Genomic DNA, 13,149 nt, shown 5'->3' with positions numbered 1-13,149 from the left:
TCCGCCGGGGTACGTTCGTAGGGCACCTAAACGCTAAGAGGGAACGCCCCATGATCTTCATCACCGTGAAATTCACCGTCCGCCCCGAGCGCAGCGACGACTGGCTCGGCCTCGTCGACGACTTCACGCGTGCCACCCGCGACGAGCCCGGCAACATCTTCTTCGAGTGGTCCCGCAGCGTCGACAACCCCCACCAGTTCGTCCTGGTGGAGGCCTTCCGCGACGGCGAGGCGGGGCGCGAGCACGTGCAGTCCGCGCACTTCGCCGCCGCGATGGAGACCATGTCGTACGCCATCGCCAGCACGCCCCAGATCGTCAGCACGGAGATTCCGGGCATGGACGGGTGGGGCGCGATGGGCGAGGTCTCGCCGCGCGAGGCCTGAGCGAGGCGCGCACACGTGAGGGGCCCGGGCCGCACTGCGGCCCGGGCCCCTCCCCCTATCCCCTCACGCCTGCGGCAGGCGGTCCAGGAAGCCGTACACCGTGCGGATGCGGCCGTCCTCCGCGAGCACCGCCACGTCCGAACCGGCCACCGGGGCGGAGCCGTCCGCCCCCGACACCAGCTCCCAGGTGAAGCGGACGATCCCGTGGTGTCCGTCGACCTCCCCCGTCCGCCGGAACGCGAAGCCCGGGAACTGCTCCCGCACCGCGGCTATCACCGCCGTCAGCGCCTCCGGGCCCGCCGCGTCGGCCAGCGGGTCGGTGTACGTGCCGTCCTGCGTCCAGGCCGCTTCCACGGCCTTGCGGATGCCCTCGGGGCCCGTGGCGTTCCAGGCCTCGAAGTACCGGGCCACGGCGGTCTCGTGAACGTCCTGTGCGGGCATGGTCTTCGCCTCCGGTGAGTCGCGGTCATCCCTACGTGGTCCCGAAGCCCGACCGAAGCACACCGCCCGGCCTCCGTTCCCCTCACCCTGCCCCACCCCGCCCACCCCCGACGATTACCCCCCAGGTAAACCCCCGCCAGCTGGACCCCGACCCACCGGCCAGTTCCAGCCCGTCCGGCGATTGAGGACAAGCGCGTTAGCGCGGGGCTTGAGACGGTTCGGGAGTCGAGGAGGCGGGGGGCGAACGGCCGTATTCAGCCCGTCCGGCGATTGAGGACAAGCGCGTTAGCGCGGGGCTTGAGACGGTTCGGGAGTCGAGGAGGCGGGGGGCGAACGGGCGTATTCAGCCCGTCCGGCGTTTGAGGACGAGCGCGTTAGCGCGGGGTTTGTGCGGGAAGGGGGCGGGGGTGAGGTGGATCGGGGGTGTCGACCGGGCTCTGGTGGGGGTGGGGGCCACCCCGGTGGAGCGGGGTGTCGGGTACGGGACGGGCGCGGCCGGGGCGGGGATCGCGGTGGCGGGGCTGCCCGCAGGCCTGGCCCCCTGGGCCTACGGCCTCGTCGCCCTGGTCGCCTTCGACCTGTTCGGCGGCGCCGCGGTCAACGCCACAGCCACGGCCAAACGCCAGTTCCACGCCCCGCACCGCACCACCCGCCACCACTTGGCCTTCGTGGCGGCCCACGGCCAGCCGTTCCTGCTCGCCCTGGCGGTCCCGGCCCTCGCCTGGAGCACGGCGGCAGCCGTGTACGCCCTCGCGCTGGCGGGCGCGGTGGCCGTCACGGCGGCCCCGGCCGCGGCCCGCCGCCCCGCCGCGTTCGGCGTGACGGTCCTCGCGATCGCCGCCACCCCGACGACCCCGCCCGAAGTCGCCTGGCTCGCCCCCGTGCTGTACGTCAAGCTGCTGCTCGGCCATCTCCTCCCGGAGGACGCGCCCGAGTCGCACGGGTGACTTCCGCCGCGCGCGCACGTGTGCTTGCCTGGTGGGCCGATTCTGTTCGTTGGACCGGGAGTTGCCGGATGCGGAAGCAGTTGGTCGCCGGGGCCCTCGCGGGCATGCTGCTGCTCGGGGCCTGCGGGGACCCGGGCGAGGAGGACGCCGCGCCGAAGCCACCCGCGGCGGCCCGCACGGACGCCTCGGAGCCCCCGTCGCAGACGAACCGGCAGCAGGCCGAACGGGACCGGCGGACGGAGAAGGACCGGCGGACGGAGAAGGACAGCCGGAAGCCCGCCCGCCCCAAGCCCGCCCCTCGCGTCCTCTACCTCGGCGACTCCCTCGCCATGGAGAACCAGGACGTCCTCGGCACCCTCCTGCGCGACCAGCTCGCCGCCCGCTACACCAGCGCCCCCTACTCCGGCACCACCCTCTGCGACTACCTGGAAGGCACCGGCGAGGACTCCCTCGTACCGGACAAGGCCAAGGCGGCCAGGCTGGTGCGCGAGCTGCGCCCCGACTTCGTGGTGCTCCAGTTCTGGGGCAACGCGTGGGGCTACACGCCGTGCATGGGCGGCGTCACGTACGACAAGCAGCGGGACACGTACTTCGCGCGGTACGCGGCCGACGCGCGAAGGCTCACCCGGCAGATCGAGGAGGCCGCGCGGGACGCGGGCGCGCCCCGCCCGAAGGTGGTGTGGGTGTCGCAGGGCCCGGACGTCATGACGCCCGACCGCGTGCGCCGCGTGAACGAGCTGTACCGGCGCCAGGCCACCGCGTCCGGCGACCTCGTGTCGGACGCGGGCCGGGTGGTCAGCCCGGCGTCGGCCCGCTACCGGTGGGTGCGGGAGCTGCCCTGCACGGCGTACGAGCGGTCGCACCCGGCGTACTGCACGGAGCCGGGCGGCCGCACCGCGCTGCACCGCGGCGACGACCACCTGCACTTCTGTCTGGCCCCGACGACGCCGAAGTCCCGCCCCTGCCCGGTGCGTTCGCCGGGCATTCGGCGGATCGGGCAGGCGGTGACGGACACGGTGGCCGCCGCGGCGCGGCGCTGACCGGGCGCCGCGGCCGCCTCAGTCCCGGCGCCACGCGCTGTACGACATCACGTCCCCGGCCCGCACCGCGAGCCACGGCTGCGCCTTGGTGAACATCACCTCCAGGCCGAGCACGGCCCCCGTCCCCGGGTCCAGGATCAGCATCCGGCGCAGCGCCTCGTCGGCCGGGTCCGCGGACTCGTGCACGTACGCCTGCCCGGCGCGCCCGAGCCGGTCGGTGACGGCGCCCGCGGGCCGCAGGCCTTCGGTGCCGGCGAGGACGCGGGCGAGCGCGGCCTGCTCGCGGGCGCCGAGCGTCCAGGTGTCGAGGAGCTGCGGCAGCGTGTCGAGGAGCTGGTCGGCGGTGAGCGGCCCGGAGCGACTGGACAGGCCCCCGTCGTAGGCCTCCGTCAGGTACGCGCGCAGTTTGCCGGGGGTGTGCGGCGGGCGGGCCCCGGGCGGCGCGTCGGAGCTTGCCGACGGGAGGATGCGCTCGCCGACCAGGTCGCCGCCGGACTCGACGCGTTCGGTGCGGCTGCCGTCGGCGCGCCAGCGCACCTCCCGCTCCTCGGGCAGCGTCACGGGCCGCTCGGCGTGCGGCCCGGCGTCCATGGCGAGGCTCCAGGTCTGGATGTGGCTGCCCCTGCGCAGCTCCGGCTCGCCGTCGCGCGCGGCGGCCCGGGCCCGCTCGGCGACCTCGGCGAGCGGCACGGCGGCGGAGCCGGCGCGCGGGCGCAGGGCGCTCGGCGCGGCCGTGGCGGACGTGGCCGCCAGGTCGGGCAGCGTGAGCACGAGCACGGCGGCGAGCGCGGCGACGGCGGCCTCCGCGCACAGCACGACGCGGCGGCGGGCCCGGCGCCGGCTCGTGTACAGGAGCTGGTTGAGCCCGCGTTCGGCGCGGGCGTCGAGCGGCCGGTCGCGCCAGGGCCCTTCGGTGGCGGACACGGGGTCGGCCGCGCGCAGCAGGTCCAGTTCGTCAGTCATGGGTGCCGTCTCCTGCCGTTACGTTCATCCGCATCCGGTCGATCTCCGCGCGCAGCCGCCGCCGCGCCCGGTGCAGTCGCATCGCGGCGGCGCTGCGGCCGCAGCCGAGGGCGACGGCGAGGTCGTCGATGCCCAGCTCCTCCCAGGTGGTCAGGCGCAGCGCCTCCTGGTCGGCGGGGGAGAGCCGGGCGAGGGCCTCGTGCACCCAGGCCCCGGGCGCGTCGGTGTCGGGCCCGGTGACGACCTGGCCGTGCCGGGTGGCCTCGTGGTGGCCGATGCGGTGCAGAAGGCGGCGGTAGCGGCCGAGGCCCCGCACCGTGTTGGCCAGACAGTTGCGGGCGACGCCGTACAGCCAGGGCAGCGCGTGCTCGGGCAGCTCGGAACGGCGCCGCCAGGCTATGGAGAACACCTCCGCGACGACTTCCTCGACCTCGTGCGCCTCGCCCGCGCCGAGTCTGCGCGCCACGAAGCGGCTCACCGCCCAGTAGTGCTCGCGGTAGGCGGCCGCGAAGGCTTCGTCCGTGCTCATGAACCGTAGGTGTCCGGCATGGCCCCGATCTTCACACCCGGTCGCTGTGATCTTCCCGGCAGGGGTGAGCGGTGACGCGCCGGGCGGTCCCGGACACGTACGGGGCATGAGGGCAACCGTGAAGTGGCTGACGACCACCGACCACAAGACGATCGGCACGCTGTATCTGGTGACAGCGTTCGCGTTCTTCTGCATCGGCGGCGTGCTCGCGCTGTTCATGCGCGCCGAGCTGGCCCGGCCCGGCACGCAGATCATGTCGAACGAGCAGTTCAACCAGGCGTTCACGATGCACGGCACGATCATGCTGCTGATGTTCGCGACACCGCTGTTCTCGGGGTTCGCGAACTGGCTGATGCCGCTCCAGATCGGCGCCCCCGACGTGGCGTTCCCCCGCCTGAACATGTTCGCCTACTGGCTGTACCTGTTCGGCTCGCTGATCGCGGTGGGCGGCTTCCTCACGCCGGGCGGCGCGGCGGACTTCGGCTGGACCGCGTACGCGCCGATCACGGACTCCGCGCACGCGACGAACATCGGCGCCGACATGTGGATCATGGGTCTCGCCCTCTCCGGCTTCGGCACGATCCTCGGCGCGGTCAACTTCATCACCACGATCATCTGCATGCGGGCGCCCGGCATGACCATGTTCCGCATGCCGATCTTCACCTGGAACGTGCTCCTGACCGGCGTCCTGGTGCTGCTCGCCTTCCCGGTCCTCGCGGCCGCGCTGTTCGCGCTCGAAGTGGACCGGAAGTTCGGCGCGCACATCTTCGACGTGGCGAACGGCGGCGCGCTGCTGTGGCAGCACCTGTTCTGGTTCTTCGGCCACCCCGAGGTGTACATCATCGCGCTGCCGTTCTTCGGCATCATCTCCGAGGTCATCCCGGTCTTCTCGCGCAAGCCGATGTTCGGCTACATGGGCCTGGTCGGGGCGACCATCGCGATCGCGGGCCTGTCGGTGACGGTGTGGGCGCACCACATGTACGCGACGGGCGGCGTGCTGCTCCCGTTCTTCTCCTTCATGACGTTCCTCATCGCCGTGCCGACGGGCGTGAAGTTCTTCAACTGGCTCGGCACCATGTGGAAGGGCTCACTCAGCTTCGAGACGCCGATGCTGTGGGCCGTCGGCTTCCTCATCACGTTCGTGTTCGGCGGTCTGACCGGCGTGCTCCTGGCGTCCCCGCCGATGGACTTCGCGGTGACCGACTCGTACTTCGTGGTGGCGCACTTCCACTACGTCATCTTCGGCACGGTCGTGTTCGCGATGTTCTCCGGATTCCACTTCTGGTGGCCGAAGTTCACCGGCAAGATGCTCGACGAGCGGCTCGGCAAGATCACCTTCTGGACGCTCTTCATCGGCTTCCACGGCACGTTCCTCGTCCAGCACTGGCTGGGCGCGGCGGGCATGCAGCGCCGCATCTCCGACTACCTGGACGTCGAGGGCTTCACCGGGCTCAACACCCTCTCCACGATCTTCTCGTTCCTCCTGGGCATGTCCCTCCTGCCGTTCCTCTACAACGTCTGGAAGACGGCGAAGTACGGCGAGGACGTCAAGGAGAACGACCCGTGGGGCTACGGCCGCTCCCTGGAGTGGGCGACGACCTGCCCGCCGCCGCGCCACAACTTCCACACCCTGCCGCGCATCCGCTCCGAGTCCCCGGCGTTCGACCTGCGCCACCCCGAGATCGCGGCGGAGCTCGCCCCCGCGCCGGAGCCGGCCGAGAAGGCCGCCCTGTGACCGCGATGGACGACCGCCCGGTGGCCCCGGCGGAGGCGGCCCTGCTCATCCACGAGATCGAGGGCCACCTCCTCGTGGAGTCCGCCCGCACGGAGAGCCGCGCGGCGGCGGCCCGCTTCACCGCCCGCCTCGACTGGCTCTCCCGGGCCGAGCGCGAGGAGGTGGAACGCGCCTACGCCGAGGACCACCTGGCCCTCACCCACCGCACCTGGCGCCACACGGCCCACCGCTGCCGCGAGCTCCGCACGGAGTACGAGACCCGCTACCGCGCCCTGCGCAACCGCCTCCTCGCCGGATGCCTCCTGGGCCTGGCGTTCCTGACGGCCCTCGCCCTGGTGCTCGCGGGCGTCTGATCCCCCGGTCGGGAGCGCCCCGAAGGGGCGCGGGGAACTGCGCGACCAGCCCCCACCAACCCGCAGGCGAACACCTAAAGGGCAGGAGGCCCGGCCTCCACCCGCCGGAGAACGGGGGCAAGGCGATCCAGACCGGGCCCGGTCTGGAGCTGCCTCTCGTCCCACCAGGTGGCACCCGCGTCCCGCAGGGGCGCGATCACCTCCCGAGCGGCCTCCGGGTCGAAGGGCGTGGCCCCGCCCAGCACGACATCGAAGGCCCCGCCCCCGTCAGGGCGGTGCGCCCGAAGGTAGGCCACGAGCTCGCGCACCTCGGCGAGAGCCGGAACGCACCCGTGCCGGGCGGACTGGAAGAGCGGCACGGCCCCGTCCCACCGGGCGGCCCGCCGCATCGGGGGCCGGTTGGGCCAGAAGCCCCCGATCCAGACGGGCGGCCGGGGCCGCTGCACGGTCGCGGGCAGCAGCGTGACGTCGCGGACGCGGTGGTGCGGACCCTCGTGGTCGACGGCCCGCCCCGACCAGTAGCGGTCCAGGAGGCCGAGGCCCTCGTCCAGGAGCTCGGCGAGGACGCGCGGGTCGGTGGGCTCGCCGAAGCTCCCGTACTCGTCGTCGACGGGTCCGCCGAGCCCGGCGGTGAAGATCACCCGGCCCCCGGACACGGCGTCCAGGGTGGCGACCTGCCGGGCGAGCTGGTGCGGGCGGCGGCGGGCCACCGGCGTCACCAGGGTGCCGAGCCGGATGCGCGAGGTGGCGAGCGCGGCGGCGGTCAGGAGCATCCAGGGGTCCCCGAAGGGCTTGCCCTGCTGCGCGGCCTTGTCGTGCACGACGTGGTCCCAGACGAACAGGCCGTCCCAGCCCGCCTGTTCGGCGGCGACGGCGACCCGCGCGACCGTCCTCGGGTCGGCGAAGTCACCGAAGTTCGGAATGTTGATCGAGAAGCGCATGGGACGCATGGTGACGCGGAGCCGGGAACGGCGGCAATCGGTTTGCCCCGCGCGGCGGAGCGCCGACCGCCCGCGCCGCCAGACGTACGACATCCGCAACGCGGTCGCCACGGCAGGATCAGCGGCCGGCGCGACTACGACTGCTACGAGCCGCCGGCCTGAGGGCGGCCGCCCCCGGGCCGGCGACTCCCCCGGCCGGGGTCAGAACGGGGGCCCGTAGTCCTCGCACGAGGGCTTGAAGTCCGGCTTGTCGGCGCCCAGGGCGTTGACGACGTCCTGGGTCGTCGGTCCGTCCGCGAAGAGCCCGATGTGGCCGACCGGGTTCTTCGGGCACTGGTCCTGGACGACGACGTTGCGGACGTTGTCGCCCTTCAGGAAGCCCTGGCTGTACGGGGTCGAGACGCGGTCGTGCTTCGTCGCGATGACCGTGTAGCGCACGCCCGGCACGGTGTCGCCGTCCGCGAACAGGGCCTTCTGGAAGTCCGAGCCGTCCTCCTGGTCCTTGAGGCCCTGGAGGTTCAGATGGTCGAAGGCGCCGTTGACCAGGCCCATGAGGCCGAGCGCGTGGCCCAGGTTGGTCAGGCCGCTGAGGGTGGTGCCGTGGTTGGTGGGGGCGAGCGCGACGAGCCGGTCGACCTTCTTCGCGCCGCCGAGCCGCTTGATGTAGTAGTTCGGCATCATGCCGCCCTGCGAGTGCCCGAGGACGCTGACCTTCTTCGCGCCCGTCGAGGCGAGCACCTTGTCCACGAAGCCGCTCATCGTCTCGGCCGACTTGGCGATGCCGGTGAGCGCGCCGACGCGGCCGCCGAAGTTGAACGGGCTGCCCATGCCGTAGTTGAAGGCGTAGACGCAGTGGCCTTCGTTGGCGAGGGTCGGGCCCATCTTCACCCAGTTGGCGCCCAGGTTGACGCCGGTGCCGTGGACGAGCACGACGGGGTTCGGATGCTCGGCGGAGGGCTTGCAGCTCCAGTCGTTCACGCCGGTCACGGCGTTCGGACTGAGAAGGAAGTTGCGGACGCCGTCGGCGACGCCGCCGACGGGGTACGACGGCTTGCGCGGCTGCTCACCGGCGTGCGCCGGGGTCCCGACGGCGGTGAGCGCGGTGGCGGCGAGGGCGACGGGCACGACGGCGGCGGCTCCGCGGCGCAGGGAGCGCGGCAGACGGCGGCCGGGTGCGGAGGGTCCGTTCACGGTTGCTGTCCCTTCGAGCGAGCTGTCACGAGCAGGAGTGGGGGGCGCCCCCGAGGGCACGCCAAGGGCAGGCCATGGCCATGACACACCGACTGACACCATTCTGAAACGACATCGCTTCAGATTTGGTTACTTGAAAGTAGGAGCGGGGTGACGCCGACGCAAGGGGCGTGCGCGAGACAATTTCCGTACGGGGAGGGCGAGTTGGCGGATGAGCAGGTGAGAGGGGTGGCAGGGGTGGAATCCGACGGGCCGGACGCCGTGACGGACGAGCCGGGCGGTGCCGCGCGCCGCCCCGCGAGGGCGTACGGCGGAAAGTCGGCCGAGCAGCGCAGGGCCGACCGGCGGCGGCGCCTCCTGGAGGCGGGCGTCGACCTCTTCGGCGCGGGCCCCGGCGCCTACCGCTCCGCGTCCGTGGCCGCCCTGTGCGCCCGCGCGGGCCTGTCGACGCGGCAGTTCTACGAGGAGTTCCGCAATCTGGAAGAGGTGCTCGCGGCCCTGCACCGGCACGTCCAGAAGGCCGCGCAGGGCGCCGTCGTGGAGGCGCTGGCCGAGGCGGCGGGCGGCACCGTCCGCGAGCGCGTGGAGTCCGCGTTCCGCGCCTACGCGCGCGTCCTCACCGCGCACCCGCACCTCGTACGGATCGCCTTCGTCGAGGTCACCGGCGTCACCCCCGAGCTGGAGAGGCAGCGCCTTGAGGCCCGCAAGGGCTGGGTCGGCCTCCTCGTCGCCGCCCTGGACGAGGCCGTCGAGCGCGGCGAGATCGGCGCCCGCGACTACCGCGTGGCCGCGCTCGGCTTCGTCGGGGCGGTGAACGCGCTCCTGTACGACTGGACCGCCGGGTACGTGGACGCCGACCTGGACACGATCGTGGAGGAGCTGATGCGGATGTTCATGGGTCTGCTCCAGCCGCCCTCCGCCGAGGGCTCGGCCCCGGGCTGTTGAGCGCCGCGATGCGCCTCGCCGACGTCGCCTGCGGGTTCGCTGTGGCCGGGCGCGCCGTTCCCCGCGCCCCATCGGGGCGCAACGGCTCAGGGCCTCAGGTGGGTGAGCAGGGCGTCTCCGGCGGGGTAGACCGGCTCCGTCGGCAGCAGCGTACGGGCGCGGTCGAGGGCGCCCGCGGCCACCAGCTCCCGTACGCGCCGGGCTCGCTCGGTGACGTCGGTGACCGAGACGATCCACTCGTCCGCGTACCGCCGGGAGGCCTCCCCCGCGAGCCCCAGCTGGAGCGACCGGTGCGGCAGCGGGCGCAGGTGAAGGTCCCTCTCCGGGTCCCACTGCACCCGCGCGGGCGCCTGCTTGAGCTGCCGCTTCCAGTCCGCGGCGTCCGCGTGCACGCCCGGCTCGTAGTGCGACAGGCACGCGTGCGCCAGGGCCCAGTCGAAGCCCTCCCGGCTGATCTCCAGGGCCAGGACGGTCTCTTGCCCCTCCTTCGTACCCCAGCCGCAGCGGTACATCATCCACAGGAACGAGGGCTTGATCCACGTCATCCGCTCCCGCCGCCACGCGGCGGGGAACCGCCCGTTCCGGGCGGTGGGCTCCCCGATGTGGGGGGCGTACGCCTGGTAGACGGTCACGGTGGTGTCGGTGTGGGCGGCTCGGATCTGGTGCTTGGGGTGTTCCACGAGGTCAGCGTGCGGGGTCCGGCGGGGCGGATGCCAGCGAATTTGCCGCGGCGGGTGCCCTCGCGGGGCGCCCCAGGCCCGCCCCTTCCCGAACCGGGGGCTGCCGCCCCCGGGCCCCCGGTGCCTAGAGGGTGCTCACGAGGGCCGTGAAGGCCGCTGCCGAGACGGTGAGGTGGGGCCCGGCGGGGCGCTTGCTGTCGCGGATGGCTATGTGGGGGCCGGGCAGTTCGGTGACTTCTAGGCAGTCGCCGCCGGTGCTACCGCTGTGCGAGGACTTGCGCCAGGCCGCGCCGTCGAGGGGGGCGCACTCCACGCATTCGCCACCTGTGTTGCCGCTGTACGAAGACCTACGCCACCGCGCGTTCGTCAGGTCCTGGTAGCCCATACCGTTCCTCCATCACGCGGGTGATCAGTCCCGCTGATTCCTCCACAGAGAGGGCAGCGGCCTGCAAGTTAGCGTAACGGAAGGCCGCTTCGCGGACGGTCTCTGGATTGGCAGTCATGTGGCCGGAGATGAGGTCCTCCGTGTAGACGAGGTCGGGATCATCCTCGAAGCGCAACGCAGTGAACGAGCCAATCAAGCTGGCATGTTCGCCTGCGGAGTACGGCAACACCTGGATGCGAACCCAGCGCCGTTCCGCACACTTCAATAGGTGAGCGAGTTGGCCGCGCATGACCTCTCGGCCACCGATGGGGCGGTGCAGGGTGGCCTCGTCGAGGATTACTAGGGCCAGTGGGGGACGCTCGCGGGTGAGGATTCGCTGCCGTTCCATGCGCGCAGCAACCAGGTCATCCAGGTTGTTCGGCATGCCGGTGGCGAGTACCGCTCGTGCGTACTCCTTGGTCTGGAGCAGCCCATAGATCAACTGGGCCTGGTAGGTGGAGATGTACGTCGCCTTGGCTTCCATCTCGGCAAACGCCTGGAACCAGCTCGGCAACTGGCTGCGCAGCACCAGGCCCACCAAGCGCGAAAACGCACCATCCGTGCCCAACGCAGCGTCGAGGCGCTCCGAGAAGTCCCGGGTGGGCACCTTCTTCGCGGTCTCGATCTGCCCGACCAGGGACCCCGTACAGAAGATGCACCCGCCCAGCTCGGCCTGGTTGAGGCCCGCCGCCTCTCTCAGGCGGCGCAGCTCCGAACCGTAGTAGTCCAGCGGGGACGCACTGGGATCAAGCTCATTGATGCGGACCACGGGAGGGTTCACCCCCAACGTCAAACGCTCATCAGCGTTGCTCTCGTTGCGTAGCCAAGGGTATGCGCAGCGCGTCAGCCTGAGTGACATGAATCACGCAACTGACCTCCTTGACCAAGGAGTTGGCGGCAGCTATCGGATGAGCTTCACCGTCGGTGAGCACTCGGCCCGACCGCTGCGGCGGATCCTGCGGCTGTACCTGGGGAGCTGGGGCCTGGCAGGCCTCGCGGACGAGGCCGAGCTGGCGCTCACAGAGCTGGTGGCGAACGTCGTACGGCACGTACCGGACCGCCGCTGCGCGGTGCTGCTGCTGCGCCGCCCGCGAGGGCTCCGCGTGGAGGTGACGGACGGCAGCCCGGCGCTGCCCGCCCCGGCGGACGGCGGCCCGGCCGGCGAACCGGCGGAGGGCGGGTACGGCCTGAGGCTCGTCGACGCGGTCACGGACCGGTGGGACGTTACGGTGCTGCCTGGTGGCGCGGGCAAGACCATCTGGTTCGAGTGCGACGACGGGAAGGACGTGGACGGTGACCCCTGAGGAACTGATCGCCGAGCACGGGCTGGTGCCGCTGGAGTTCGAGGGGGGCCGGTTCCGCAGGACGTGGGCGGGTCCGCCGGACGCGGCGGGGCGCCCCGTGGGGACGGCGATCATCATGCTGCTGACCGCCGAGCCGGGCGACTTCTCGGCGCTGCACCGCCTGCCGATCGACGAGGTGTGGCACTTCTACCGGGGTGACGCGCTCGAACTGCTGCTCCTGCACCCCGACGGCAGCGACGAGGTGCGCGTACTGGGTCCGGGGGACGGGGAGTTCCAGACCGTCGTACCGGCGGGTGCGTGGATGGGGGCGCGGGTGCGGGACGGCGGCGCGTGGGCGCTCTTCGGTACGACGATGGCGCCCGGGTTCATAGACGAGGATTTCGAGGGCGGGGATGCGGACGCGCTGGCGGCCGCGTATCCGCGCCAGGCGACGAGAATCAGGGAGCTGTGCCGTGACTGACCCCGAACTGCCCTCGCTGGAAGGGCGCGTGGCCCTGGTGACCGGGGCCAGTGGGCTGCTGGGCGGCGGGATCGCCCGGCGGTTCGCGGCGGCCGGGGCGGCGGTGGTCCTGCACTGCCGCGAACAGGGCGAGCGGGCGCGGGAGTTGGCCGAGGAGATCGGCGAGGCGGGCGGGGACGCGCTCGTCGTGGCGGCCGACCTGCGCGAGGAGGACGAGTGCCGACGCCTGATCGGCGCGGCCCGCGACTGGCGGGGACGGCTCGACGCTCTGGTGAACAACGCCGGGGTGCAGCCGGTGCAGCCCTTGCCCGGCATGACCGCGGCCGATTGGCGAGAGCTCCAAGAGGCCAACGTGACCAGCGCGTTCGCCTGCACGCAGGCGGCGGCCGAGGTCATGGGCGCGCAGGACGGCGGCGGCAGCGTCACCCAGATCGCCTCCATCGAGGGACACCAGCCCGCCCCGGGACACGCGCACTACGCCTCGTCGAAGGCGGCGCTGATCATGTTCGCGCGTGCGGCTGCCGTGGAGTACGGGGCCGCCGGGGTGCGTGTGAACAGCGTGTCGCCGGGGCTCATCGGGCGGCCGGGGCTCGCGGAGGACTGGCCCGAGGGGGTGGAGCGGTGGGGCCGGGCCGCGCCCCTCTCCCGCCTCGGCCGGGCCGAGGACGTGGGCTCGGCCTGCGTGTTCCTGGCGTCGCCGGCCGCCTCGTGGATCACGGGGGTGGACCTGGTGGTGGACGGCGGGGTGAGCGCCCGCCCTACGTGGTGACCTCCACGGTGGCCTCCCCGGCGAAGCCGTCCGGGCCGGAGACG

The 13,149-nt window shown here is 72.5% G+C and carries 17 protein-coding genes; 9 read left to right on the top strand and 8 right to left on the bottom strand.

Going from position 1 to position 13,149, the window contains the following annotated elements; genetic code table 11:
* Positions 1-50: 50 nt before the first annotated feature.
* A complete protein-coding gene (locus CP982_RS22415) occupies positions 51-383 on the top strand; it encodes a putative quinol monooxygenase (RefSeq protein ID WP_150512161.1) in 333 nt (110 codons plus the stop codon).
* Positions 384-446: 63 nt separating this feature from the next.
* Here the strand turns inward: CP982_RS22415 and CP982_RS22410 are convergent, their stop codons facing one another.
* On the bottom strand, positions 447-824 hold the full coding sequence (locus tag CP982_RS22410) for a nuclear transport factor 2 family protein (protein ID WP_150512160.1): 378 nt from the start codon (positions 822-824) through the stop codon (positions 447-449).
* Positions 825-1,231: 407 nt separating this feature from the next.
* On the opposite strand from CP982_RS22410, the gene CP982_RS22405 reads away from it, so the two are divergent.
* Both CP982_RS22405 and CP982_RS22400 read left to right on the top strand, forming a co-directional pair.
* Positions 1,232-1,771: a hypothetical protein gene (locus tag CP982_RS22405; RefSeq protein ID WP_212669195.1), complete on the top strand. Its 540-nt coding sequence runs from the start codon at positions 1,232-1,234 to the stop codon at positions 1,769-1,771.
* Between the two features lie 68 nt (positions 1,772-1,839).
* Positions 1,840-2,811 (top strand): SGNH/GDSL hydrolase family protein, encoded by a 972-nt coding sequence (locus CP982_RS22400; RefSeq protein WP_150512159.1) that lies wholly within the window; start codon positions 1,840-1,842, stop codon positions 2,809-2,811.
* Positions 2,812-2,829: 18 nt separating this feature from the next.
* Here the strand turns inward: CP982_RS22400 and CP982_RS22395 are convergent, their stop codons facing one another.
* Both CP982_RS22395 and CP982_RS22390 read right to left on the bottom strand, forming a co-directional pair.
* Positions 2,830-3,774, bottom strand: a complete 945-nt coding sequence (locus tag CP982_RS22395; RefSeq protein ID WP_150512158.1) for a CU044_5270 family protein — start codon at positions 3,772-3,774, stop codon at positions 2,830-2,832.
* Complete coding sequence (locus tag CP982_RS22390; protein WP_144320027.1) at positions 3,767-4,303, bottom strand: RNA polymerase sigma factor; 537 nt, start codon at positions 4,301-4,303, stop codon at positions 3,767-3,769. The genes CP982_RS22395 and CP982_RS22390 overlap by 8 nt, the downstream gene beginning before the upstream one ends.
* Positions 4,304-4,409: 106 nt before the next feature.
* Here CP982_RS22390 and ctaD point away from each other — a divergent pair, with 106 nt between their 5' ends.
* Both ctaD and CP982_RS22380 read left to right on the top strand, forming a co-directional pair.
* Positions 4,410-6,038: an aa3-type cytochrome oxidase subunit I gene (gene ctaD / locus CP982_RS22385; protein WP_229878953.1), complete on the top strand. Its 1,629-nt coding sequence runs from the start codon at positions 4,410-4,412 to the stop codon at positions 6,036-6,038.
* Between the two features lie 5 nt (positions 6,039-6,043).
* Positions 6,044-6,391, top strand: a complete 348-nt coding sequence (locus CP982_RS22380) for a hypothetical protein (RefSeq protein ID WP_150515639.1) — start codon at positions 6,044-6,046, stop codon at positions 6,389-6,391.
* A gap of 74 nt (positions 6,392-6,465) precedes the next feature.
* On the opposite strand, the gene CP982_RS22375 is transcribed toward CP982_RS22380, so the two are convergent.
* Complete coding sequence (locus tag CP982_RS22375; RefSeq protein WP_150512157.1) at positions 6,466-7,332, bottom strand: LLM class flavin-dependent oxidoreductase; 867 nt, start codon at positions 7,330-7,332, stop codon at positions 6,466-6,468.
* A gap of 201 nt (positions 7,333-7,533) precedes the next feature.
* Complete coding sequence (locus CP982_RS22370; RefSeq protein ID WP_229878952.1) at positions 7,534-8,523, bottom strand: esterase/lipase family protein; 990 nt, start codon at positions 8,521-8,523, stop codon at positions 7,534-7,536.
* A gap of 228 nt (positions 8,524-8,751) precedes the next feature.
* Between CP982_RS22370 and CP982_RS22365 the strand changes: the two genes are divergently transcribed.
* On the top strand, positions 8,752-9,468 hold the full coding sequence (locus CP982_RS22365; RefSeq protein WP_372503396.1) for a TetR/AcrR family transcriptional regulator: 717 nt from the start codon (positions 8,752-8,754) through the stop codon (positions 9,466-9,468).
* A gap of 86 nt (positions 9,469-9,554) precedes the next feature.
* Here the strand turns inward: CP982_RS22365 and CP982_RS22360 are convergent, their stop codons facing one another.
* From CP982_RS22360 to CP982_RS22350, 3 genes are all read right to left on the bottom strand, one after another.
* Positions 9,555-10,148 (bottom strand): DUF4291 domain-containing protein, encoded by a 594-nt coding sequence (locus tag CP982_RS22360; RefSeq protein ID WP_150512156.1) that lies wholly within the window; start codon positions 10,146-10,148, stop codon positions 9,555-9,557.
* Between the two features lie 124 nt (positions 10,149-10,272).
* The gene (locus tag CP982_RS22355) at positions 10,273-10,533 is read right to left on the bottom strand and encodes a DUF397 domain-containing protein (RefSeq protein ID WP_150512155.1); all 261 of its coding nucleotides are present in this window, start codon (positions 10,531-10,533) and stop codon (positions 10,273-10,275) included.
* Positions 10,496-11,341: a helix-turn-helix domain-containing protein gene (locus CP982_RS22350; protein WP_229878951.1), complete on the bottom strand. Its 846-nt coding sequence runs from the start codon at positions 11,339-11,341 to the stop codon at positions 10,496-10,498. Before CP982_RS22350 ends, CP982_RS22355 begins: the two co-directional genes overlap by 38 nt.
* Positions 11,342-11,429: 88 nt before the next feature.
* Between CP982_RS22350 and CP982_RS22345 the strand changes: the two genes are divergently transcribed.
* The 3 genes from CP982_RS22345 to CP982_RS22335 are packed head-to-tail and all read left to right on the top strand — an operon-like array spanning position 11,430 to position 13,105.
* Positions 11,430-11,876, top strand: a complete 447-nt coding sequence (locus CP982_RS22345) for an ATP-binding protein (protein ID WP_229878950.1) — start codon at positions 11,430-11,432, stop codon at positions 11,874-11,876.
* Positions 11,866-12,336 (top strand): cupin domain-containing protein, encoded by a 471-nt coding sequence (locus tag CP982_RS22340; RefSeq protein WP_150512153.1) that lies wholly within the window; start codon positions 11,866-11,868, stop codon positions 12,334-12,336. Before CP982_RS22345 ends, CP982_RS22340 begins: the two co-directional genes overlap by 11 nt.
* The gene (locus tag CP982_RS22335) at positions 12,329-13,105 is read left to right on the top strand and encodes an SDR family NAD(P)-dependent oxidoreductase (RefSeq protein WP_229878949.1); all 777 of its coding nucleotides are present in this window, start codon (positions 12,329-12,331) and stop codon (positions 13,103-13,105) included. The genes CP982_RS22340 and CP982_RS22335 overlap by 8 nt, the downstream gene beginning before the upstream one ends.
* Positions 13,106-13,149 lie beyond the last annotated feature (44 nt).

Source organism: Streptomyces spectabilis (assembly GCF_008704795.1).
GTDB classification, from domain to species: domain Bacteria; phylum Actinomycetota; class Actinomycetes; order Streptomycetales; family Streptomycetaceae; genus Streptomyces; species Streptomyces spectabilis.
This window is presented reverse-complemented; position numbering and strand designations above follow the sequence as displayed.

Bases quoted from the DNA above. Each gene is read 5' to 3' on its own strand.
- CP982_RS22400 (WP_150512159.1), top strand. From the start codon at position 1,840: ATGCGGAAGCAGTTGGTCGCCGGGGCCCTCGCGGGCATGCTGCTGCTC.
- CP982_RS22410 (WP_150512160.1), bottom strand. From the start codon at position 824: ATGCCCGCACAGGACGTTCACGAGACCGCCGTGGCCCGGTACTTCGAG.
- CP982_RS22355 (WP_150512155.1), bottom strand. From the start codon at position 10,533: ATGGGCTACCAGGACCTGACGAACGCGCGGTGGCGTAGGTCTTCGTAC.
- ctaD (WP_229878953.1), top strand. From the start codon at position 4,410: ATGAGGGCAACCGTGAAGTGGCTGACGACCACCGACCACAAGACGATC.
- CP982_RS22390 (WP_144320027.1), bottom strand. From the start codon at position 4,303: ATGAGCACGGACGAAGCCTTCGCGGCCGCCTACCGCGAGCACTACTGG.
- CP982_RS22375 (WP_150512157.1), bottom strand. From the start codon at position 7,332: ATGCGCTTCTCGATCAACATTCCGAACTTCGGTGACTTCGCCGACCCG.
- CP982_RS22380 (WP_150515639.1), top strand. From the start codon at position 6,044: ATGGACGACCGCCCGGTGGCCCCGGCGGAGGCGGCCCTGCTCATCCAC.
- CP982_RS22345 (WP_229878950.1), top strand. From the start codon at position 11,430: ATGAATCACGCAACTGACCTCCTTGACCAAGGAGTTGGCGGCAGCTAT.
- CP982_RS22415 (WP_150512161.1), top strand. From the start codon at position 51: ATGATCTTCATCACCGTGAAATTCACCGTCCGCCCCGAGCGCAGCGAC.
- CP982_RS22395 (WP_150512158.1), bottom strand. From the start codon at position 3,774: ATGACTGACGAACTGGACCTGCTGCGCGCGGCCGACCCCGTGTCCGCC.